This is a genomic window from Pseudoalteromonas sp. 2CM41L (assembly GCF_023161905.1).
In the GTDB taxonomy this organism is placed as follows: Bacteria; Pseudomonadota; Gammaproteobacteria; order Enterobacterales; family Alteromonadaceae; genus Pseudoalteromonas; species Pseudoalteromonas atlantica.
Genome location: NZ_JALNTN010000003.1, coordinates 206473 through 230251, shown reverse-complemented (window position 1 = coordinate 230251; position 23779 = coordinate 206473). Strand labels below are relative to the sequence as shown.

Genomic DNA, 23779 nt, shown 5'->3' with positions numbered 1-23779 from the left:
CAGTGATTTTTATTTGAAACACAATCGATTACAATTGCGCCCTGTTTTATCAAATAGCTGTTTTTATGACCTTTAGTAGCTGGGAAGCCAAACGTTTAATCACCCTTGCCGTACCTGTATTTTTAGCACAAGTAACACTCGTTTTAATGTCGGTGGTCGACACCATTATGGCAGGCCAAGTAAGCCCAACAGATTTAGCTGCGCTGTCGATTGCAACCGGTATATGGAACCCGTTATTACTGGCACTGCAAGCTATTTTGCTCGCGTTAACCGGTATTATTGCCCAATTTGCGGGCGCTAATGATAAAAAAGGCATTAGCCACTATTTTCAGCAAGCTCTGTATTTAACCGCTATTTTAAGCGCAATTGGTTTTGGTATAGCCAACCTAGCCGATATAGTGATTTTAAAACTCGATACAACCCCCGCTATCGCAAGCCTTGCGTACGACTATATCCATTTTGTGAAATGGGGAGCCTTTGGCTTTTTAATTTTTACCGTTTATCGAAATATGACCGAAGGCATGGGGATGACAAAACCCGCTTTTTATATCAGTTTACTGGGCCTTGGCGTTAATATTCCGGCTAACTATATTTTTATAAATGGTTTATTTGGCTTACCAGCCTACGGCGGCGCTGGTTGTGGCATTGCTACGGCATTGGTACTAACTGTAATGGCTGTTGCACAAGTAACGTATTGCCAGTTTAGTAAAAAAATCGATGCAAAAGCCCTGCTGGCAAATTTTGAAAAGCCCAATATTAAAACCATTGGGGTTATTACAAAATTAGGTATACCTATTTCGTTGGCCACCTTTTTTGAAATTACGCTATTTGCGTGTATACCATTATTTATTGCACACTTAGGTGCTGTTGCTGTGTCGGGTCATCAAATTGCGGGAAGCGTGACCGCGTTATTATTTATGATGCCACTGAGCTTATCTATCGCCATTAGTATTCGTATTGGTAATTTATTTGGTCAAAACCATTTAAGCCAATTAAAAACTGCTATATCAACCAGCTACATATTAGCCATTGCTATTGCGTTATTTTTAGCTTTTATAACCTTTATTGGCCGCGATTTAATAAGCCAACTTTACACCGACAGCCCAGCCGTTATTGCATTAGCGACCTCAATTATGATTTTGGCATGTATTTATCAAATTCCTGATGCACTCCAAGTCGCTGCGAACGGCATTTTAAGAGGTTTAAAACATACGCAGCCTATATCGTATATAACGTTTATATCTTACTGGTTAATCGGTTTTGCTTTAGGCTACGTACTGGGAAGAACAGATTTAATTGTGCCCGCCATGGGGCCGCACGGTTTTTGGATAGGTATTATTTTTGGTTTAACCGTTGCTGCTGTATGGCTTATGTTCACCGTTAATAAGCGATTAAAGCAGGCGCCATTTGTATAAAAAAGCACTAACATTAATACCGAGCAAAACATGGTTAAGTTATATATTAGCTGTGTGTTGCGCCGTGCTTGCTGGGTGTTCAAAAGCGCCTAGTAACACTTATCAAACATACATAGCACGCTTAAGTAATACCCTTGAAACCCAAGCCCCAAGTTTAAGTAAACCTGAAGCAATTAGCCCACTTTTACCCCCTAATACGCTTTTAAACACCACCACCATTAGCTTGATTGAACTTGCCAGCTTAAGCCATTGTAAGCTCAGCTTACTTATTAGTGAGCACAACAATCAGCTAGGTAAAACGGCCGGACATGCCGGTGTTTTAAAGTATCAAATAGAGTTTGTGCAAAATGCACAGCAGTGCTTAAGCACGCTTGAGCCCGACTCAGCAGTTTATAAAACCCTGTTAAAAGCAAAAACACATAAAGAGCAAACACTAAACCACTACTTTAATTTAATGTTGTATAACGAATTTGAGCTAAAAAACACGTGGCAAGCTAGCAGCTCAGAGCTTTCTGCTTCCCCTGCAGGGTTTAGCGACACGGTAGCGGCCATGCAGCAGCTTGCACTCATAAAACAACACATACTCAATAAACACTACTTAAAAATTAACTCCGCAGACATTTTTAACGCGTTAGAGCAGCTTAATAAGTACCGTTTTAACCAATTACTCATTTATTCTGCACGCCTGCAAATAGCGTTTAATAATTCAGCCACGCAATTTATTGAATCGCAATCCATTGATGAAATATGCCCAGCAGGAAAAAATAAAAAAATAGCCACTATCGTCAGTAACGTGTTTCAAAAGTATTTCCTTAAAGAAATACAGCCTTATCAGGCTAATTTAGCAGGCTACCTTGAAACACTTTTACCTTTGTATAACCAACTGAGGTTTGACCAAGCCATAACAAATAAGCAAATAAATACTTTAATAGCGCTGGATTCACAAAACAATCTACTAAACCAGCTTAAAGGCTCAGCCAAAAAACACGTTACCTGGTGGCAAAACTTTTATAAAACGTGTGAAATCAGCCCAATATGAATAAAAAAACGGCAAATAAACGTAAAAGCAACAAACTTGCTTGATTCACCACTCACCACGCTATATATTAGCGGCCGCTGATAATTAAATTTATCGCATCTTAATTAGGTAATACGACCGTAGCTCAGTTGGTTAGAGCGCTACCTTGACATGGTAGAGGTCGGTGGTTCGAATCCACTCGGTCGTACCAAATTTATTCTTCCCTCTGAATAAATATAATTAAGATACTATTTGTACGACTGTAGCTCAGTTGGTTAGAGCGCTACCTTGACATGGTAGAGGTCGGTGGTTCGAATCCACTCAGTCGTACCAAAACTATTCCTCCCTCTGAATAAATATAATTAAGATACTACTTGTACCACTGTAGCTCAGTTGGTTAGCGCGCTACCTGCTCTCTATGCCCACGCCGAAATCAGTTGTTCGAATCCACTCTGTCGTATCAAATTTATTCATTCCACTGAATCAATTTAATTAAGCAATTAATAGTTCAATCATAGCTCAGTTGGTTAGAGCACTATCTACTTTAAATCCTAACTAATACTACAAACACCCGCGGTGTTTATAAATTCGTTTAAACAAAAACGCCCTCGTATTACTTATTTATTAATGCAGTTTGTTATTTAAAGCCAAATTAAGCCATTACTTAAAGGCGATAATTTTGTTTGATTTATATACTATTTGTTTACAATTTGATTATAATCGCTTAGTGGGTTTTTAAAGTGAGTTTAGGTATGGTGCGGGTTGGTATATTAACAGTATTCTTTTTCTGTGCTTTGTTTAGCCCGCTAGTATATGCTTATACACTTAATAACAACATTACCCTAGAGGATGATAACCTGTGGCGCCCTGTCACAGCATTCAATGCGCCTCCTTCTGCACAGCAAGTAATTACATCTTATAAAAACGCTAGTGAAACGAGTAACCTGCTCGGTAAAAATGGCGCTGTAGTAACAAAAATTGCGCTAAATAACCCCACCACTGGAGATTGGTATGTGCTGCCGCAAGCCAACTTTATCGACGTTGGTTTAGCTTATTGGCAAACCGAACAGGGGGATATAGTTAAGCTTGCTGATTTTTCGCAATCTCACGTTAATCAACCGGCTATTTTAATGCATGGACAAGCATTTAAACTGCCCTTCTATGCGCCAAGCAGTGGCTATTTATGGATATATTTAGAAGCCAAACACTATCCAACGCCGGTTGATTTAAGTATTTTAAGCGAAGGTGCATTTTTGCATCATCAGTTTTATATAAACTCATTAAGCCTTATTACTATTTCTGTCATGCTCACTTTAGCAATGATGGCCTTTGTAATGTTTTTAAGAGTAAAGCAAAAAGTGGCCTTGTTTTGTGCTGGGTATGTCGGTTTGCACGGTCTTGGCTGGGCGTTTGCTTCGGGCGCTGTAAATACAATTTATGCCAGCCCCTCTTTTAATAAACATTACTTAGGTATTTATTTATTTGCCTTAGCTGTAAGTTGCGCAGCAGCATTTACCTACTACCTGTTTAACTTCGATAAAGAAAAAGCCAATAAGCTTGGGAGTGCTTTAAAATACTTTACCGTTAGCGCATTTGTATGCGGTATCTGCAGCCTATTTATGCCCTTTTATTTAGTGTTTTATATCGCGCACTTTTTAGCAGCCGTATGGGTTATGCTTAGCTTAACCACCGGGTTTGCCATGCTTAGCCTGAACGATTTTAGAGCCAAGTATTTTTTATTTGGAAATATGCTCTATAGCCTGTCATTAGTAGTATTCGTTGCATTTCATTTTGATTTAATAAATGCGACCTCATCAGAAATACTTGTGCTGTTAGCCTTAGCAATAGATTGTGTGTGTATTGTGCTGTCTTTGTCTGAGTGGCTAAAGTTAAAACAGCACGAATTTAGTACCTTGTTACATGAATCTCGCTTTGATCCTCTAACCCAAGTTGGCAACCGACTACTATTAAATGATGAGCTGATTAAACTTGCACATAGTGCTTACATAATTGTGTTTATAGATTGTGATGGAATAAAAAAAATAAACGATGCGCTTGGGCACGCCAAAGGTGATGCGTTTTTAATTAATGCAGCAAAATTAATGACACAGCATCTAGCGCAAGACGGCACCGTATTTAGAACCGGGGGCGATGAATTTATTTGGTTATGTAAAGTCAAAAACAAATCACACCTTCCCCAACTAAAAACCACACTTACCCAGAAGCTCACCGCATTACATCGCACTATTCAGCAGCAATGGCCGCAATCTGGTATTAGTTATGGCATAGCATCTAGCGATGAGTGCCAAAGCCATACCGAGTGTTTAACCTTAGCGGATCAGCGCATGTATAACTTAAAATCAGCCCATAAACTTAAAGCAAGTTAAGCTACTAACCTTCTCACCCCCCTTTTTTCGCCACTTACCGCCTTTTATTTTACTCGAAGCCTCTGCTAGGTACGCTCATGTATTCGCCAATAACTTCATGCACGTGTGTCGCCCTTTGTTCGCGAGTATGAAATTTATTAAACAGTGTAATAGTACAAAACAAACAAGAACAAAGTTATAATGGCGCTAATTTGTCAGGCGAATAAAGCTATAAATAACACGATTAAATTACACCAATAGGAGTTGTACATGGAACATATTATTTCGGGCGTGGCTAAGTTTCAAAAAGAAGTTTACCCATCAAAAAAAGCAGCGTTTCAAAAACTAGCCAATGGTCAAAACCCAGAAGTGTTATTTATCACCTGTGCCGACTCGCGTATCGATCCTAACTTAGTGACTCAAACTGAACCCGGTGAATTATTTATTTGTCGTAACGCGGGCAATATTATCCCGCCACATAGTAATCAAACCGGCGGTATGACAGCCTCAATTGAATTTGCGGTGGCTGCACTGGGCGTATCGCACATTATTATTTGTGGACACTCGGATTGTGGCGCAATGAAAGGCGCTATAAATACTGAAGGTTTATCAAGCTTACCGCACGTTAAAGAGTGGCTTGGCCACAGCCGCGTAGCAACTGAAGTTGTAAAAGAAAAATGCGGTTGCGCAGAGCTAAACAATAACGACCACCTAGGCTTAGTAATTGAAGAAAACGTAGTACAACAATTACAGCATATAAAAACACACCCTGCTGTGGCTGCAAAAATTGCAACTGGTCAAGTTAAGCTACACGGTTGGGTATATGATATAGAATCTGCAGAAATTAAAACCTACGATGAAGCAACGGGCAGCTTTAAACCTGTTGAAGATACCGATGTAGAAACCCTAGCAAAACAAAGCAAGTAAAGCCGCTTTACAGAATTAATGCGCTTACTGTTATTTTTATCTCAAAATAACAAAGCGCATTTTTTATTTATAGCCTAAACGCTTACCCCTCGTTTTTAGTTAACGGCACAAATGCACTTTTGCTGACTAAACACCACATTGTAGCCTCATTTTGTGCACTCCCATAGTGCTGGCACTGCACCAAAACAACTCAAATATGCGTAAGTAAAACCATTTAAAAGTAATGTAGCTATTAAAAAACAAACACTTATAAAAATGGCCGTGTTTTTGCTTATATGATAACCATACCGTTCGTTATTAAAACGACACACATTTAGGTTGTTATGACCACAGGCAAAGAAGCCCGCTCGCAGTTGCATTAATTTGTAACTGTGGCGGGCTTTTTTGTTTTTAAATTAAACCGTCATTGAGGGGATACCAATGCAAACACCAACAAAAATACTCATTATTGGTAATGGGATGGTTGGGCACCATTTTGTAGAGCAAATGCGCCAAAGCAACGCTGACGCGCACATTACCGTACTGTGTGGAGAAGCAAATTTAGCTTATGACCGTGTTTACTTATCCAGCGTGTTTGATGGTAAAACAGCCGCCGATTTAGCCCTAACCACCTTTGATAATTATCAGCAGTTAAATATAAATGTGCATACTAACCAGTGGGTTAATGAAATAGATAAAACAAACAAGGTAGTTAGCACTCAAACCGGTGATAAATTTAGTTACGATAAACTTATTTTAGCAACAGGGTCGTACCCGTTTGTGCCGCCAATTAAAGGGAATGACCAACCCCATTGCTTGGTTTACCGTACCCTAGAAGATTTAGAACAAATAAAAGCTAGCGCTGCACAAAGTAAAAGTGGCGTAGTGATAGGTGGCGGCTTGTTAGGGCTTGAAGCAGCCAATGCAATTAAGCAACTTGGGCTTGATACTCATGTAGTTGAGTTTGCACCCCAACTTATGGCGGTACAACTTGATGAACAAGGTGGAACGCTGTTAAAAAACAAAATTGAAAAACTGGGCGTGAGCGTGCATACCGCTAAAGCCACCAGCGAAATAGTAAAAGGCGAAACGAGCCGTTACAGATTAAATTTTTCAGATGACACGTTTTTAGAAACCGACTTAATTTTGTTTTCGGCCGGTATTCGCCCATACGATGAGCTTGGCAAAGTAGCCGAACTTGAATTAGGGCAACGTGGCGGTATTGTAATTAATAACCAATGCCAGACATCAAACCCAGATATATATGCTATTGGCGAATGTGCCTTGTGGGACAAAAAGCTTTTTGGTCTAGTTGCTCCGGGTTATAACATGGCTCGCGTGGTTGCAAGCCAACTTACAGGCGGCGAACTTGAGTTTTTAGGCGCCGATATGAGCACAAAATTAAAGCTACTCGGGGTAGAGGTAGGCTCAATTGGCGATGCCCACGCTAAAACCCCCGATTGCAAAGAGTTAATTTATCAAGATCCTATTCGTGATTGTTATAAAAAAATTATTTTAAATGAGGCAGGCAACAAGTTATTAGGCGCAGTACTTGTTGGCGATACTAGCGATTACGACACACTGTTGCAGTACATGTTAAATGACATGGAATTACCCGCACACCCTGAGTGCCTCATTTTACCTGATAGCGAAGGAGCACCTGTTTTAGCGGGAAATGCCCTGCCCGATACCGCCACTATTTGTTCGTGTCACAATGTAAGCAAAGGCGACATTGTGGGTGCAATTGATGGCGGCTCATGCGATTTATCTGCAGTTAAAGCTTGTACCAAAGCCGCCAGCGGCTGTGGTGGTTGTGCCGCATTATTAAAATCGGTAGTCGACAGTGAACTTCAAAGCCGTGGGGTTGAAGTTAACAACCATGTGTGTGAACACTTTGCTTTTTCGCGCCAAGAGTTACTGCATTTAGTAAAAGTAGAAAGCATTAAAACTTTTGATGATTTGCTCGCTAAACATGGCAGCGGTCATCACGGCTGTGAAATATGCAAACCTGTAGTGGCCTCTATTTTAGCTTCAACGTGGAATGAGTTTATTTTAGAACCCGCTCATGTTGGCCTACAAGACACCAACGACACTTACCTTGCAAATATGCAAAAAGATGGCTCTTACTCTGTCGTTCCCCGTATAGCGGGTGGCGAAATTACCCCCGACAAACTTATCGTTATTGGCCAAGTTGCCAAAGACTTTAACCTGTACTGTAAAGTAACCGGTGGGCAGCGTATCGACTTATTTGGCGCACGCCTTGAAGAGCTCCCTATTATTTGGGAAAGACTTATTGCAGCCGGTTTTGAAACCGGTCACGCTTATGGTAAATCGCTCAGAACTGTTAAATCGTGCGTTGGCAGTACGTGGTGTCGCTATGGCGTTCAAGACAGTGTTGGCCACGCGATTGCGATTGAAAACCGCTACAAAGGTTTACGCGCCCCGCATAAATTTAAAATGGCCGTATCGGGTTGTACCCGCGAATGCGCTGAGGCACAAAGCAAAGATATAGGCGTAATAGCAACCGAAAATGGCTGGAACTTATACGTATGTGGAAATGGCGGTATGCGCCCGCGCCATGCTGATTTATTTGCTACCGATTTAGATACCGAAACACTCATTAAATACATTGACCGCGTGATCATGTTTTACATTAAAACCGCCGATAAACTGCAGCGCACCTCAGTGTGGATGGAAAATTTAGAGGGCGGGTTAGATTATTTAAAAAGCGTAGTAATAGACGACAGCCTAGGTATTTGCCATGAGCTTGAAACGCAAATGGCGCTTATAACTAAAACTTACGCCTGCGAATGGAAAAAAGCAGTCGAAAGTCCAGAGGCCTCAAAGCGGTTCCGCCAATTTATTAATAGCCCAGATGCCGATAGCAATATTTTATTTGTACAAGAGCGCAACCAAATTCGCCCCGCAACAGAGTCTGAAAAACGTAACCAGCAAAATTCGACAAACCGTATCCCCGTAATGGAAATTGAGCAGGAGCAAGCTGATGTATTGGCATAAAATTGGAACAACCGACGACCTAGTTGCTAATAGTGGCGTATGCGCATTAGTAAACAACCAGCAAGTGGCCATATTTTATGTTCCACAAAATAGTGAGCCTGTGTTAGCCATTAGCAACTACGACCCGATAGGCAAAGCCAATGTACTATCGCGCGGCATTATTGGCTCTATTGATGGAAAATTAGTAGTGGCCTCCCCTTTGTATAAGCAACATTTTTGTTTAAATACTGGCGAATGCCTAGAAGCAGAGGCAATACAGCTCCCCGTATTTGAAGCCAAAATAGACAATGGCAATGTCTTTGTTAGCGCTGAGCCAAAAGCCATTACAGCGTTAGCATAAGGAGCAATAAAATGAGTGTTCTTTCGTATTTTTCGGGTATTGAAAGCCCATGGCTAAACAAGTTTGTTAATAAACTCACTCAAGATGCAAAGCACAAAGCTAAACATCAAAAAAACGGCCACGTGTATTTAATAGGGGCAGGCCCGGGCGATGCTGAGCTTATAACTGTAAAAGCGCAGCGCCTGATTGCAGCAGCCGACGTGGTATTGTACGACAGCCTAGTTAGTGAAGCGCTTTTAAATACACTGCCTAAACATGCGCAGCGAGTGTATGTAGGTAAACGCGCAAGCAAGCACTCTATGCCACAAGCTGCCATTAGTGACCTATTAGTAAAATACGCACAACAAGGGTTTAAAGTTGTTCGTTTAAAAGGTGGCGATCCGAGTATTTTTGCGCGTATTAATGAAGAAGCCAACGCCCTATCAGAGCACAATATTAATTTTGCTATTGTCCCGGGCGTTACCACCGCGTGTGCAGCCTCGGCTTTTACCGGCATACCGCTTACTGCTCGTGATGTGGCCCGAAGTGTTACATTTTTAACGGCGCAATTTGCCGATCCTAATAAACTCCCTAATTGGCACAACTACACCTATGTACAAGGCTCTAACAACCCCACGCTAGTCGTCTATATGGGCTTAGGACGTTTAAACGCATTAAGTACTGGTTTGCAATCGGTTGGCTGGCCTAAAACAACCCCTATCGCATTGATAGAAAATGCCACCACCAACCAGCAAAAAATAATAACCAGCACGCTTGGGCAAATTATTAGCGAAAGTGCGATGCATACATTAACAGGCCCTACGCTAATTATGGTTGGCGAGGTAATAAATCATCAAATGGCTATCAGCCCAGCGTTGCTGCAATGTAGCAACGCATAAATTCCCCCTCTGGTGTTTGCTCTGTGCAGTTTACAGAGTAAACACTTTTTTCCCCTAATTCATGAAGGGCGCAATCGAGTGCAAAAACAACTATTTTTGCACCAAAAAGGTTTATTCCTGTAATAAGGACAGATAATTTAAAATGGGAACAAATAACAAGTATGGCTTTAAGCGGCTGTTTTAATTTAATTTTAAATTCAATCGAAAAATTTTTAAATGATTGGAACAGTGGTTGCACTTTATATACAAAAAAGTGTGGAACAAGTCCTATGTTATCTAGCAATCCTCTCACAAAACAGTTTTTATTAGCAGCAAAATACCAAGAAATTCATGCCTTAAAGCAGCTTCAAAAAAGCTGTGCATCGCTTACTAAACTGGGTGATTTTATACATCAGTTACAAAAAGAGCGCGGCATGAGCAATATTTATTTAGCCTCTAATCGCAAACGTTTTGCCTCGCAGTTAAAACAACAAATTAGCTTAACAGAGCAAACCCAAACGCAGTTTTACCACTCAATTAAAACGACCTTTATTACCGATAACGCCGACACGGGCCACACCCGTTTGTACAATTTAATTACCCATAGTTTGCAATCGTTAGAGGCGCTGCCAGAGCTGCGACAACAAATAGCAAATCAAAAAATTACCCCAGTGCATGCAACTCAATCGTATACGCAGCTTATTTCGTGTTTGCTAAATATAATTTTAGAAGCCGCCGATGGCGCAAGCGACCCGCGCGTTACACGATTGCTAGTGGCTTATTTTAATTTTATGCAAGGTAAAGAATACGCCGGACAAGAACGTGCCTGTGGCGCGCAAGCGTTTGCATCAAGTAAGTTTACCGTGGAGCAAAAACAACAGCTTGCTCATTTTGTTCAACAACAGCATCACAGCTTTACGTTTTTTAACGAATACGCCGACGAACACGTATTAAAATGCTATCGCTCGTTAACTGATCACCCCGTAAATAAGCAAGTGGATCAGCTACGCGGGCTTTTACAAAATTTAGATGACGAAAATGCGCAGCCGCTTTCTCAGCTTAGTGAGGTGTGGTACGAGGTAACAACAACGCGTATCGATATTATGCACAAAATTGAGCAAAACCTCAGTGACTACCTTATTGACTCTGCAGCAATGCAAATTGCTCAGGCTCAGCGCACTTTAAATTCAAATAAACAAGTTATAAGCAGCCTTGAAGAACAATACATACCAATGACCGACGGGCAACTCGCGTTTAAACAAAATACCCCCCAAAATACCGCTGCTAATAAACTCAATAGTAATAAAAGCATGTACGACCTAATCATGGAGCAAAGCCAACATATCAAGCAAATAAATCAGGCTTTAGTTGATGCTAAACGGGTAATAACAGAACAAAAAATAATACATCAGGCAAAGTATATTTTAATAGAGCAGCTAAGCCTTAGCGAAGAGCAAGCTCATAAAAAGTTGCAAAAGCAAGCAATGGACTCGCACTGCTCGCTTTATAATATTGCGCAAAAAATTGTAGAGCTAAGCGATTAACATCGGCGTATGGTTAGCGCCCAAAACCGCCTTAAAGTAAGGGTTTTAAAAAGCGGTTTTTACGAGGTAAGTAATAATCGTCGTAATCAAGCGACACAATTATGCGCTCTGCTTTGCCAAGTAGTTCGCTGCGAGGGATCAAACCAATAACACGCGAGTCAGCACTGTGGTCGCGGTTATCACCCATTGCTAAATAATAATCTTCAGGAATAGTTATTTTATTAAAACCCGATAGCTGCGAAGGCGTATGTGCAACACGAATCGTGTGTTTATGGCCATTTAAATCTTCTATTTTATCTAAAGAATCAATATTGCTTTGCAAGTTATTGTATTTAAGTTTAACGCCATTAATTTCTAGCTCGTTGTTATAAAGCGCTACCGTATCGCCTGGCACACCAATTACGCGTTTAATTAACCGGTTATCAGCAGCTTGTGAGTCAAATACAATAATATCGCCTGTTTGTGGGTCGGCTAATTTAACTAAAGGAATATGCGTAAAAGGGATGCGTATATCATAAGCCATTTTATCGGTTAAGATTCTGTCGCCTTCTAAAATGGTGGGTTTCATCGAGCCTGTCGGTACTTCATACCAATCGGCAACTGCACTTCTAAACACGCTCATCAGCGCAATAAATAAAATTAACGAACGGTTATTTTTCCAAAATTTATAAAGTGGCTTCATACCTAGTCCCTACCTATCATAAGTAATAGTATGACTAGCTTAATACCAAGCAGTTCAATGAATAATGTAACAAAAAGTGTGGTGATTTTAGGTAGAATTACCAAGGCTTATGCCTTGGTAAGGGGTAATTTGTGAAGCTTATTGCTGGTTTAGCTTGTCTTTCGCTTCTTTTACTTTTTCAAAGTCTAGGCCGAGTTCGTCGGTGGCTTCTTTAATTAAATGCGGCTGAGTCATCACCACGGCCATTAACTGCTGTAGTTTTTCAGGCGGAATACCAAGCTCTTGTACTAATGCCATTGCCATCATTGGGTTTTGTGTAAAGGCTTCGAACAATGCTTTTACTTTTTCGTCGCTTACATTGTGCTCTTTAAGTATTGCTAGTATTGGGTTCATTTTTAACCTTGTGTGTTTTGTACGTATTTTATATTTACTAAATTATATTAGCTGAGCCATGCATTAACAACGCCAACACACGCCTCAGTGTTACATTGGGTGGTTATTCTACAAGTAATACCACTTTACCGGCATTTTCATTACGCTCTAAAATAGCATGCGCTTCGTTTGCATCGCTCCACGGTAATGTTTTATAAACGTTAAAGTCGTACTTTTTAGTAGCAATATCATTGTAAAAACGCGCAACTAAGTCATCGCGTAATTGACGTTTAAACTCAATGCTACGGTTTCTAAGTGTTGATGCATGAAACGAAATACGTTTGCGTAATAGCGCTGCAAAATCAACCTCAGCAAAACGCCCATCTAAAAAAGCGAGCATAATAATTTGGCAATCCATGGCTGCAATAGCCGCATTTTTATTTAAATAACTGCCCGAAACAGGGTCTACAATTGCATTTGCTAAAAGCTCATTTGCTTGCATATATTCTACAAAGTCAGTTGTTTTGTAATTAATGGCATGATCGGCGCCAAGGGCTTTTGCATGCTCGCATTTTTCATCTGAGCCGGCAGTAATAACCACCGTTGCACCTGCACTTTTAGCCATTTGAATCGCCGCACCGCCTACACCACTTGCCCCTGCATGAATAAGCGCTGTTTGGCCTTGTTGTAATTTACCCAGTTCAAAAAGCGCACCAAATGCTGTTAGGTACACTTCGCTAATAGCTGCACCTTCAACCATGGTTAAATCATCTGGCAATACCATTAATTGTTTAGCATCTACGGCAACGTATTCGCTGTAAGCCCCGCCTGCGCACAAGCTAAAAATACGTTTATTAAGCCAACTTTTATCAACATCAAAACCAAGCTCAACCACTGTGCCTGCGCACTCTAAACCTAAAATGGGGCTATCCCCAGCTGGCGCTGGGTATTTACCTTGGCGCTGCATGCAATCAGCGCGATTTACACCTATAGCAGACACTTTTACTAGCACTTCGTGGCTTTTTAAAACCGGTTTATCGGTTTCACTAAATGCAAGGGTGCCACCCTTATGAGAAATATATTTCATTAATGCTCCGTATTTAGCCTTTTAATTAGGGCCTGTTAACCTTTCAGGATTAAAATTTGTTCAATCTAGGGGCCATTTAATCGCGGCGCGAGGTTTGTAACCTAGTGGGCTAAGTAAAAACCGAGCAAAGCTTCCGCGTCCTGCTCACGCCCCTTACCTACATCCATGTAGGCAACAAAGAGTAAATGGCCCCTAGGCAGAAACCCTTCGGGCAGCGCCTGTTTATGGGGAACAACCACACTACATAGGCTCTGCCTTGCCTAATTACCAAACAGACGGCTGCAAATTTAACCTCGAAAGATAAACAGGCCCTAGCTAGACATGGGGTTAGTTATTTTTATTTAAACCGCCAGCTTTGTTTATACGGGTATACGTCAGGTAAAAAGCCTGATTTAATTTGTTGTTGGCAAGCTTGCCAAAAATCGGCTAAAAACAGATCGTTATGTTCGCAGTTAAAATAGTTAAATGCCGTTTCGTTTGCACTAAAAAACACCTTAAACTGACTGGGGAAAATATCGTTTTCTGCTATATCAAAATAACTGTTGGCGCTTAGCTCCTCTAGGTCGTTTTGTGCGCTAGGTACATCTCTAAAGTGGCAATCAGTCAATGGGCAAATTTCATCAAAGTCGTAAAAAACAACGCGCCCCCAACGGGTTACGCCAAAGTTTTTCATTAGCATATCGCCTGGGAATATATTTGCGCCGGCTAAGTCTTTAATCGCTTTACCGTAGTCGGTCATAACCTGTTGTAATGCTTTGTTAGAGCAGTGATTAATGTATAAATTAAGCGGCGTCATTTTTCGCTCAACATACACATGCTTTAAAATAAGCGCCTTACCCGATATAACCATGCTGCTGCCAATTTGTGATTTCATTTGCTTAAGTAACTTGTCGCTAAAGCGGCTGAGGTCGAACGCTAAATACCTAAATTCGTGTGTATCTACTAAGCGCCCTACTCGGTCGGCTTGCTTTACAAAGTTGTACTTGGCTTTTACTTGCGCTTTGGTGGCTGTTTTTGGTGCACTAAATTTATCTTTTATTACTTTATAAACGTAGTCTAGCCCTTCAATGGTAAATACCAGCATAACCATGCCGGGAGTACCTGGTGCTGTCACGTATTTAAAATTAGTAGGGCTATTCTTAGTGGTATCAACTTTGTAACGATAAAACTCTGTTTTAGCGTGCTTAATAAAGCCAATGGCGTTAAATAACTCAAAGCGTTTTTTATGAGGCATCAGCACGCTTAAGTAATCTACGTAACGCGCGGGTTGGTCGGTATCAACCATAAAATAGGTACGAGCAAAACCAAACAGTAAACTTAACTGATCGGCGCCCATCATTACGGCATCAAGCTTTAACCCTTTATTAGTATTTAATATGGCGATAGCAAAAGGCATATTATCGCCATTTTTAGCAATACAGCGCCCTATTAAGTAACAGGCTTTGTTTCTAAAAAATAATGAATTTGCGTATTCTATAAACCCGTCGTTTAAATTTATAAGCTCATACACTTGTTTGCATTGTTGCTTTGCACCGGCCATTAACGTTGTTTGCAATGCCTGTAAATCGGCGTCTAAATGACTAAAAGGCACTCTAAAAGCTTGGCGGGTAATGAGCGTTTTTACAGCGTGGTTAAACCCATCTTTAAACGATATTCTCCTAACTAAGTTTTCATACGAGCGCGGCTCGCTTCTGTATTTTGCTTTTAATACAAACAAATGTACGGTACGAATTTTTTTATCGTCCCAAATTGCACCAAAGGTAGAATTAAAAAAGGTATGTGCTATAGGTTTGTTTTCATGATTTTGTACCATATCGCCGTATATATTTTTAGCTAGTTGCCATGTGTGCGGACAAGTCAGTTCAGCGTAAGCAATAACTCTTACAGCTTCACTGACATTTTTTACTTCACGTTCGTACACTTGTAAGCGTTCGCGCATGGCAGTTTGCACATCGTGATATTTTTGTTGTTCAAACCGGCTTTGCGCACCTAGGGAAATATTTAAAAACTGCGCAAACATTGCTTCAAAGCCTGCAAAAACAGCGCGGGCCAACTTAGTAGCAATAACTTGCTGTAGCGCATTATTGGTTTGATTAGTTAACGATTTTGACATGGTTACAACACTTTTATTTTTACCACTTATAGCGGTTATTTTTTATTAATTGTTTACACCTTAGCAAGCAGGCTTTAATTTAGGTAATTAATAAAGCATATAAATAAAATTGATCATATGAATATACGTAACGTCGATCTCAACTTATTAGTGTACTTAAATGTGCTCATTGATGAAAAAAGTGTTTCAAAAGCGGCTAATAAACTCGCACTAACACAACCTGCTATGAGTAACGCACTTAAACGATTACGTGATTTATTTGACGACCCACTACTTGTGCGTGCCGCAGGCTCTATGACCCCCACCAGCAAAGCACTTAGCTTAAAGCCTGAAATAGAGTCTCTTTTAAAAATGGCAGAGGCGATTACTCAGCCCAGTGAGCAATTTAACCCAGCAACGGCAGAGGTGACTTTTAGAATAATGGCAAACGACTACATGGAGTCGACCTTAATTGCTCCCTTTATTACTGAGCAGTTAACTAAAAACCCGGGGGTTAATTTTGATGTACTGAGTCCAAGCGATGTAAACCTGCAAGATATGGAAAAAGGCACTATTGATTTAGCCATAAACCGGTTTAATGGCTTGCCTCGCTCGTTTCATCAAGCCAGTGTTTGGCGCGATAATTACTGCTGTTTAACCCACCCTAAAAATACCTTTTTACAGCATTCAAGCCTTGATGATTACCTGCAAAAAGAACATGTTTGGGTAAACCGTGCAGGCTGGGGGCCAGAAGCCGCCGTTACCAACAAATCTGGCAAGCAAAAACTAGGTTGGGTTGATGAAGCACTTTGGCAGCTAGAACAAACACGTAAAATACGGGTGTTTACACGCCACTACATGATTGCAAGTTTGCTATGCCAATCAGAGCAACTTATTGCCACCTTACCGCGCAGGCAGGCTAAATTATTAACCACGCATACCGATTTAGTCATTAGCCCAGTACCGTTTCAAATAGTCCCTATTGAGGTAAAAATGATATGGAGCCCACTACTTCACCATGCTCCCGCACACCAGTGGTTACGCCGTGAGTTGCTTGAGTTTGCTAAAACAATTGCTGATAGGTAATTAGTAATTTTCTTTAATTTAAAATTCTGATTACAGCTCAAAATGTATTAAAAAAGATTTAAGGAAAATCACTATCAACATTGATTACTCTAATTATTCACTTAAAGAATTACATGAAGCACTTGAAACTATTGATGCAAACAAATACCCGCAAAGATACAAACATCTAATAGAAGAGCTAAACAACCCAAAGAGAGTGGATCCTAAGGTTATAAAGCAATTAGAAATAACAGAGCAAAACTCGAAGAAAGAAGCCAAAGCATACGTAACTATTTTACTAGGCTTGTTTTTCATTCTATGGAGCTACTTTACTTATAATGATGGCGTTATACATAATAAAGGAGGGGAACGGGTAATTGCTTCTATCGAATCGAGCCCTAAAAAATTCTATTTTTTTATTTTTGGTGCAATAGGCTTAGGGTGTATAACCGTCGCGCACGGTATAGAAACGATAGTAAAGCAAAAAAAAACGCTCAAAGATAACAATTATGAAAAATAAAAAAGAATATCCTTACCTATGCGAAAGCCGCCTTAGCTATATTTATAGATGTATAAAATGTGACGCATTTATTAAAAAGGGAATGCACGTGTGCTATCGGTGTGAACATGTTTTTTCTAAAGAAGATGTTGATATTATGATCAAACAGTATCGTAAAAATTATAAGAAAAACTGGCATCATAAACTTTATTTTGTCGTTTTTATCACAACTATTATATGCGCATTGCTCTTTTAAAAATAAAAAAGCGCCATGGTATTCAACTTTGGGAAAATACCATGGCGCTTTTGAAATCGTAGAAATAGGAGTGAACCCTACCCTTTATATTTAGCAACCTTGATGCCAACCCACCACAAAAATAAAAAACATTTAAAATCAAACATCTAATTAAATTATGCTTTTAATTATTATCTAGTGTGTCCCAGTTTTGTGCATTTTTATAGGTTTTTGCACCACTTTAATTAAGCATGCTAAGTGGTTTTTGGTTTGTTGTCATTTACTATTGATAAAATCAATGTCAGTTATTGAAAACAACAATTTCATTAATAATACACTTAGCGCTAAAGTGAAGTTAAGCCAACAAACTAAGAGTAATGATTATGACAACATCAAGCTTCACACAACAAGACGGGTTATTTATTGACGCTAATTTACATCAGTTTATTACCCAACAGTTATGCACTAAAACCAATGCAGCTGAGACATACCAAGCACTTGCTACCTTGGTTGATGAGTTTGGTTGTAAGTGCCGTAAAACAAAGCACCAACCAGATGACATTTTAGAAGTAGATACGCTACTGCATGCGTATCAGCGTAAAAACCACCCGCTTTGCCATGTAGATGCACAAACAACCGAGGCAGTACTTGATGAATACTGCTGCCAAGTACCGGCTATTATTGTAGTTGCATTAATGGATACGCTTAGCGGTACTCAGTGCGATGAACCTAATGCACACGATATTTACCACCGCGCTGCACAGCTTACTAATCGCCCATGTGTACACAAGGCAAAAACAGCCACAGCGGCCTAGTAATGGAGTTGCTTAAAAATACTCGATAACCTTTTGTGCAAAATCACTGCAGCTTAGGGTTGTCGAGTTATTAATATTTTGCGCTAAATCAAAGGTTACATTACTGCTTTTGAGTGCTTGTTCGAGCGCTTGTTCAATCAGCGTTGCTGCCTCATCCCAGCCCATAAACTTAAGCATTAAAACGGCACTTAAAATACTGCTACTTGGATTTGCTTTGTTTTGCCCTGCTATTCTCTCAAACGTACCATGGGTTGGTTCAAAAAATGCCACATCGTTATTTAAATTAGCAGCCGGCATAATGCCCACTCCGCCAACTTGTGCGCTGAGCATATCTGCTAAAAAATCGCCATTTTGGTTTGTGGTTGCTACCACATCAAATTGCTCTGGGTTCATTAAACATTGTTGCAGCATGTTATCGGCTATCACTTCTTTAATAATTAAAGGCGATTTATTAGCGCGTGGTATTTCAAGCCAGCGCCCGTTTTCGTGTGGGGTAGCGTTAAACTCATTTTGGGCTAAGGCAAACCCCCAACGTTTAAAGGCACCATCGGTAAATTTAAGTACATTCCCTTTATGCACAAGCGTTAACGATTCGCTGTTATTTTTAAGGGCGTAATTAATTGCATAACGTACTAGGCGCTCAGAGCCTTCTTTAGATATATTTTTTATACCTATGCCACACTCTTGAGAAAACCTTAGGCGCGTTACTCCCATTTCTTCACATAAAAAGTCGAGCATTTTCTCGCTCTCTACGCTGCCCGCTTGCCACTCTATTCCTGAATATACATCTTCGCTGCTATCACGCAGCACTGTTATGTTAGTTAAAAATGGATTTTTTAACGGCGATGGCAATGCACTTAACCCTTTAACAGTGCGCATATTTACAAATAAATCCATTTCGTGCCTTAGCGCCACATTTAATGAGCGAAAACCGCCGCCAAGAGGTGTAGTTAGCGGCCCTTTAATTGCTATTTTACACGCACGTACTGCGTTAATCGTCTCCTCTGGAAACCAATCACCATCATATAATTTTGCTGCTTGCTCGCCGTTATATACTTGCATCCAGTGAATTTTTCGCTCCTTTGCATAACAGTGTGTAATGGCATTATTCACCACATGCTGCATGGCCGGTGTGACCTCTTGCCCAACCCCGTCACCATTAATATAAGCAATAATAGGATTTACAGGCACATGCCATTGGCCTTTAGCATCAATAGTAATATTTTGTCCGTGCTCAGGGATTTTAATATGCTGATAAGCCATGGTTAATACCTATACTAAAAATAGTGTTACCTGATTAAATCATGCTTGATTGAGCATGTATGCAATTTGCTTTTTATAATTGATATTAGTTAAAAAAATAACGAATAACATGTGCTTAATTACGTAAATAGTGGGTCTAGTATCAAGCGCGTATTTAGGAGGTATAAATGAAGTTATTTGGGCTGTTATTGCTATTAATGTGCTCTTTAAAAGCCTCAGCTGTTGATGTGGTTATTCATAATTTAGACGCACTGACTACTAAGGGTCAAAAAACGGTAGCTACATGGGTAAATCAAAGCCTTAAAAAAACACAAAATACTTTAGGGCCATTGCAACAAAGTACCCTCCCTATTTATTTAAAGCCACAATATTTTGCTTTTGAACCCGTGCCATGGGCGAGCGTAAAACGAAATAATCCCGATGGATTAGAGCTGCATATTGACCGCTACGCAAGTTTAAATGCCTTTACAAAAGATTGGACGCTTTACCATGAGCTTTCACATTTATATTTACCACTACTGCCTTACTCTGGCTTTTGGTTAAGCGAGGGGTTTGCCAGTTACATGCAAAACGTGATAATGCGCAACAGCGGTGTCATTAGCCAAGCGCAATTTGTTCAGCGCCTAAACGCAGGGTTTGAGCGAGCACGCTTACAAACTAAAACAAAGCAACAGCCACTTAATAAACTTTCAAGTGATATGTGGAAGCAACGTGCACAACAGCGGGTTTATTGGACAGGGGCAGCATTTTTTGTAGAAGCCGATCTAGCCCTTCACAAACAAGGTAAAAGCGTTGCCGCTATAATAAAACAATACCAACTATGCTGCAGAGCTGCGCGCACAAGTGCCAAAACGCTCATAAAAGAGCTAGATAAGCTCTCACGCAGTAGCATTTTTACTACCTTGTACGCGCAATATAATACGCGTACCGACTTTCCTGTTATTACTAAAACGCAGTTAAATACACTTTAAATGCTTTTAATAAGTGCGCAATACTCATCATATGCTTTTACATCGTAATTAGTTGAGTAAGCATTCATAAAACCATGTAAAAACGGTGTTTTGTTACACGTAACTTGGCTTTTACTGGCTAAAGCACTTATCACTTCATCTACATTAAAATGCATTTCGGTATGTGGAAAAATAAACGTACAAGGTACTTTTGCCGCAATATCTAAATGATTTCTAATTTGTGAAGGGTAAAAGCCAATCAGCTTTTTTAGGTGTGGATTGCCTGTTAATAACTGTGCGCGCCACGCGGCACTTGCGCCTGCACTAAACCCTATACAGGCTGTTGGCTCTGTAAGGTTATTAAATACATTTAAGAGCTTAGCTACGTAATTGTCATGGCCACAGGAATTTATAAATTTATTATAATAATACTTTTCACTATCAATGGGTTGCAGCTCTCCTTTGTAGGGGTCTATAACCTCTGTATTGGCTTGCATAATATCTAACAACCTCATTAAAGGTGCTGTTAAACCATAAATATCGCTGACTATTATGTAATTCATACTTACCTTTTTAGGGTTAAAATCCATGCGTTTAAGCAGTTGATAAAATTAAGTATAAATAATTTTTAAATAAATAGCTTGCACACATTTTTTATTTAGGTTACCTTTCCTCTCTGGTCTTAAAAAACCACCGCGGTTAACCTTTTTACCCTGATCCAGTAAGCCCCGCAAAACGTATATTTGAAAGCTAAGTTATTGTACGGCGAGAACCCCTATTAATACCTTGATGATTTTTTTAATATCATCGCAAAAGTGTCATAAAGATCGTCAACACTGTAATGAAGCTAAACACAACATCGTTAATTTATTAACTGCATTTGGCTATAAAAAATAGCGCAGAGTAAATAACAAGAATAAAGTGAGTTTTATTATGTCTTATAAATACAATGGATCTATGATCCAAATTGCCCATCCGGTGCAATCAATTTCTGTAAACAAACAACGTGTTATTTTTAGTGATACACAAGGTTTGAAAAACGCAATGTTTCAAAAAGCAAGCGAAGCGCGCGAATTTGTAAAATGGTTAAAAGCCAACTAATCATTGCGAGCAATTAACTGCTTAAGCAGTTAATGTTAATAAAATGTGCCAGCTTTGTAGCTGGCATTTTACTTTGTTGCACTTAATTGACTACAATAGCGATACTTTCATTGTTTTAGGTAGTTGTAGTAATGCTCCGTGCATTTTTGTGTATCACCTTATATTTAAGCATTTCTTCAGTCAGTTACGCCCACACGATTAACTGGCTAACGCACGACTTTGCGCCCTATTACATTTTAAATGGAAAATACCAACACCAAGGGCGTGATGAAAGCGTTATAACCTTACTCGAGCAACAACTTGAGCACATCACGTTTAATCGCCTTGTTATCCCCTCTGGCAAAGTAACGCAAGAACTAGCCAATAAATCAGCCACACATTGTGCCCTATCACTTTATAAAAATGCATTTAGAGAAAAGTTTATTCACTTTAGCGAGCAAAGCTCAACCACGGGCCTTTCACCTTCCATTGCTATGCATAAAGGTTTGGCGCATTCACTAGAAGTGCCTAACTCAGAGCCGGTGTCGTTGCAGGATTTACTAGCAGAAAAAAAGCTCACGTTAGGTGTATCTATGAACCGCTCATACGGCGAGCAACTCGACAGTGTAATAAATAACACCCCCGATGTTGATATTGTTATTCGCCCAACGCGAAATAGTTTAGCCAGCCTTACCTATATGCTTAATTTAAAGCGCTTAGATATTTTATTAGGTTACCCAAGTGAGCACCATTACTTAGCTAAATCTATGTACTTTGAAGAAAACCTAACTCAGCGAGCGATTGTTGAAGCGCCACCGTTAAGTTATGGCTATATTGGCTGCACTAAAAATGAGCAAGGTGCTAAAAATATTCAACTATTAGATGAGCAATTAAAAAAAATTAAGCAAACCGAGCAATACCACCAAGTAATGTTACGCTGGTTGCCCCCACATTTAAAACCCTTATTAGAATCAAGAATTCACGCTACAAAAAACAAAAACGCCACTAACTAAAGTGGCGTTTTAATTTAATTTACGCTTTATTATTTACGCACACCTTCAATAGACAGTCCAATATCAACATGGGTAGACGCCGGGCCTAAATTATAATCAATACCGTAATCGGTGAGTTTTAAACTGGTTTCGCCCTCAAAACCAGCACGGTAGCCACCCCAAGGGTCTTGCCCTTCACCTACTTTATCCATTTTAAACGTAATGCGTTTAGTTACGCCATGTAAAGTAAAGTCGCCCGTTACAGTGGCTGTATCATTATCGGTAAATTTCACATTGGTGCTTTTAAATGTTGCTGTTGGGTATTTATCTACATTTAAAAAGTCTTTACCTCGTAAGTGTTTATCACGCTCAGCATGGTTAGAGTCTAAACTTGCTGTATCTATATTTACTAAAATTTTAGACCCTGTTTGCGCTTTAGCGTCGTAACTGAAGCTGCCATCAAAACGGTTAAATCGCCCGTGCAGCCAGCTGTAGCCTAAATGCTTAATTTTAAAGGTAACAAATGCATGCGCCCCTTGCGTATCAATTACATAATCTGCTGCATTTGCAGTAGCCGATAACATCATTACACCCGATAGAGCTGCACTTACTAGTCGTTTTTTCATGTTAGTATTCCTTTGGTTTGATCATTCTCGTTAAGGTTTTATCTTTATCAATAAAGTGGTGCTTTAATGCCCCCAGTGCATGCAAAACAGCCAAGCCAATTAATGTACACGCACCGTAGTAATGAATTTTTCCGGCAATATCGGCTTGTCCATCAAAGTTATAATCCAAAGCAGGTAAATTAAATATCGAAAAAACGGCGATTGCTCTGCCATCGGCGGTAGAAATCAAATAACCCGTCACTACAATGACTGCTAAAATTAGGTACATAACAATATGCGCTGTATGTGCAATGTGGTTTACTGTTTTATTTTGACTAAGGGGGCGAGGTTTCGGGCTGGATACGCGCCACAAAATTCTAAAAATAAGCACTGCGGCGAGCGTTATACCTATACTTTTATGTAAATCCAGTGAGCCTTTATACCAGCTATCGTAATAGGTTAGCTCAACCATGTATAAGCCCAAGCCAAATAAACCAAACACGGTAAAAGCCATCAACCAGTGTAAAATAATGGCAATAAGGCCATAAGATGTGGGCGTATTTTTAAACATGTGGGTT

General features: G+C 39.9%; 22 protein-coding genes and 2 tRNA genes. 16 read left to right on the top strand and 8 right to left on the bottom strand.

Annotated features, from left to right (window positions below; genetic code table 11):
- Positions 1-65: 65 nt before the first annotated feature.
- The 10 genes from MTF64_RS05905 (at position 66) to MTF64_RS05860 (ending at position 11464) form a co-directional block, all read left to right on the top strand.
- Positions 66-1415: an MATE family efflux transporter gene (locus MTF64_RS05905; protein WP_248450885.1), complete on the top strand. Its 1350-nt coding sequence runs from the start codon at positions 66-68 to the stop codon at positions 1413-1415.
- Positions 1408-2454 carry a DUF3080 family protein gene (locus MTF64_RS05900; protein WP_248450884.1) on the top strand — a complete coding sequence of 349 codons (1047 nt, stop codon included), beginning with the start codon at positions 1408-1410 and terminating at the stop codon, positions 2452-2454. Before MTF64_RS05905 ends, MTF64_RS05900 begins: the two co-directional genes overlap by 8 nt.
- Before the next feature lie 113 nt (positions 2455-2567).
- Positions 2568-2644, top strand: a tRNA-Val gene (locus MTF64_RS05895).
- A gap of 45 nt (positions 2645-2689) precedes the next feature.
- A tRNA-Val gene (locus tag MTF64_RS05890) sits at positions 2690-2766 on the top strand.
- Between the two features lie 407 nt (positions 2767-3173).
- Positions 3174-4820, top strand: a complete 1647-nt coding sequence (locus tag MTF64_RS05885) for a diguanylate cyclase (RefSeq protein WP_248450883.1) — start codon at positions 3174-3176, stop codon at positions 4818-4820.
- A 249-nt stretch (positions 4821-5069) separates the two neighbouring features.
- On the top strand, positions 5070-5726 hold the full coding sequence (locus MTF64_RS05880) for a carbonic anhydrase (RefSeq protein ID WP_055255729.1): 657 nt from the start codon (positions 5070-5072) through the stop codon (positions 5724-5726).
- Between the two features lie 420 nt (positions 5727-6146).
- On the top strand, positions 6147-8723 hold the full coding sequence (gene nirB / locus MTF64_RS05875) for a nitrite reductase large subunit NirB (RefSeq protein WP_248450882.1): 2577 nt from the start codon (positions 6147-6149) through the stop codon (positions 8721-8723).
- Positions 8710-9063 carry a nitrite reductase small subunit NirD gene (gene nirD / locus MTF64_RS05870; protein WP_024033472.1) on the top strand — a complete coding sequence of 118 codons (354 nt, stop codon included), beginning with the start codon at positions 8710-8712 and terminating at the stop codon, positions 9061-9063. Before nirB ends, nirD begins: the two co-directional genes overlap by 14 nt.
- Before the next feature lie 11 nt (positions 9064-9074).
- On the top strand, positions 9075-9941 hold the full coding sequence (gene cobA, locus MTF64_RS05865; RefSeq protein ID WP_248450881.1) for a uroporphyrinogen-III C-methyltransferase: 867 nt from the start codon (positions 9075-9077) through the stop codon (positions 9939-9941).
- A 269-nt stretch (positions 9942-10210) separates the two neighbouring features.
- Positions 10211-11464 (top strand): nitrate regulatory protein, encoded by a 1254-nt coding sequence (locus MTF64_RS05860; protein ID WP_248450880.1) that lies wholly within the window; start codon positions 10211-10213, stop codon positions 11462-11464.
- Positions 11465-11495: 31 nt separating this feature from the next.
- On the opposite strand, the gene lepB is transcribed toward MTF64_RS05860, so the two are convergent.
- From lepB to aceK, 4 genes are all read right to left on the bottom strand, one after another.
- Positions 11496-12146, bottom strand: a complete 651-nt coding sequence (lepB, locus tag MTF64_RS05855) for a signal peptidase I (protein WP_004586775.1) — start codon at positions 12144-12146, stop codon at positions 11496-11498.
- A gap of 138 nt (positions 12147-12284) precedes the next feature.
- Complete coding sequence (locus MTF64_RS05850; protein WP_004586776.1) at positions 12285-12539, bottom strand: DUF2999 family protein; 255 nt, start codon at positions 12537-12539, stop codon at positions 12285-12287.
- Positions 12540-12642: 103 nt separating this feature from the next.
- Complete coding sequence (locus tag MTF64_RS05845; RefSeq protein ID WP_121637576.1) at positions 12643-13605, bottom strand: zinc-binding dehydrogenase; 963 nt, start codon at positions 13603-13605, stop codon at positions 12643-12645.
- A gap of 337 nt (positions 13606-13942) precedes the next feature.
- The gene (gene aceK / locus MTF64_RS05840) at positions 13943-15718 is read right to left on the bottom strand and encodes a bifunctional isocitrate dehydrogenase kinase/phosphatase (protein WP_248450879.1); all 1776 of its coding nucleotides are present in this window, start codon (positions 15716-15718) and stop codon (positions 13943-13945) included.
- 117 nt (positions 15719-15835) lie between these two features.
- On the opposite strand from aceK, the gene MTF64_RS05835 reads away from it, so the two are divergent.
- The 3 genes from MTF64_RS05835 to MTF64_RS05825 all read left to right on the top strand — a co-directional run bounded on the left by MTF64_RS05835 (position 15836) and on the right by MTF64_RS05825 (position 18311).
- Positions 15836-16783, top strand: a complete 948-nt coding sequence (locus tag MTF64_RS05835) for a LysR family transcriptional regulator (protein ID WP_064385020.1) — start codon at positions 15836-15838, stop codon at positions 16781-16783.
- 196 nt (positions 16784-16979) lie between these two features.
- On the top strand, positions 16980-17282 hold the full coding sequence (locus MTF64_RS05830) for a hypothetical protein (protein WP_248450878.1): 303 nt from the start codon (positions 16980-16982) through the stop codon (positions 17280-17282).
- 597 nt (positions 17283-17879) lie between these two features.
- Complete coding sequence (locus MTF64_RS05825) at positions 17880-18311, top strand: hypothetical protein (RefSeq protein ID WP_004586781.1); 432 nt, start codon at positions 17880-17882, stop codon at positions 18309-18311.
- 12 nt (positions 18312-18323) lie between these two features.
- Here the strand turns inward: MTF64_RS05825 and icd are convergent, their stop codons facing one another.
- A complete protein-coding gene (gene icd / locus MTF64_RS05820; RefSeq protein ID WP_248450877.1) occupies positions 18324-19574 on the bottom strand; it encodes an NADP-dependent isocitrate dehydrogenase in 1251 nt (416 codons plus the stop codon).
- Between the two features lie 167 nt (positions 19575-19741).
- On the opposite strand from icd, the gene MTF64_RS05815 reads away from it, so the two are divergent.
- The gene (locus MTF64_RS05815; RefSeq protein WP_248450876.1) at positions 19742-20545 is read left to right on the top strand and encodes a hypothetical protein; all 804 of its coding nucleotides are present in this window, start codon (positions 19742-19744) and stop codon (positions 20543-20545) included.
- On the opposite strand, the gene MTF64_RS05810 is transcribed toward MTF64_RS05815, so the two are convergent.
- Positions 20542-21087: a dienelactone hydrolase family protein gene (locus MTF64_RS05810; protein WP_248450875.1), complete on the bottom strand. Its 546-nt coding sequence runs from the start codon at positions 21085-21087 to the stop codon at positions 20542-20544. The genes MTF64_RS05815 and MTF64_RS05810 overlap by 4 nt on opposite strands.
- Positions 21088-21457: 370 nt before the next feature.
- Here MTF64_RS05810 and MTF64_RS05805 point away from each other — a divergent pair, with 370 nt between their 5' ends.
- Both MTF64_RS05805 and MTF64_RS05800 read left to right on the top strand, forming a co-directional pair.
- Positions 21458-21625, top strand: a complete 168-nt coding sequence (locus MTF64_RS05805) for a hypothetical protein (RefSeq protein ID WP_024033460.1) — start codon at positions 21458-21460, stop codon at positions 21623-21625.
- Between the two features lie 131 nt (positions 21626-21756).
- Positions 21757-22617 (top strand): transporter substrate-binding domain-containing protein, encoded by an 861-nt coding sequence (locus tag MTF64_RS05800; RefSeq protein WP_029772692.1) that lies wholly within the window; start codon positions 21757-21759, stop codon positions 22615-22617.
- 29 nt (positions 22618-22646) lie between these two features.
- On the opposite strand, the gene MTF64_RS05795 is transcribed toward MTF64_RS05800, so the two are convergent.
- Together MTF64_RS05795 and MTF64_RS05790 are read right to left on the bottom strand one after the other, a co-directional pair.
- Positions 22647-23222 (bottom strand): YceI family protein, encoded by a 576-nt coding sequence (locus MTF64_RS05795; protein ID WP_248450874.1) that lies wholly within the window; start codon positions 23220-23222, stop codon positions 22647-22649.
- Between the two features lies 1 nt (position 23223).
- Positions 23224-23772 (bottom strand): cytochrome b, encoded by a 549-nt coding sequence (locus MTF64_RS05790; protein WP_248450873.1) that lies wholly within the window; start codon positions 23770-23772, stop codon positions 23224-23226.
- Between the last annotated feature and the right edge of the window lie 7 nt (positions 23773-23779).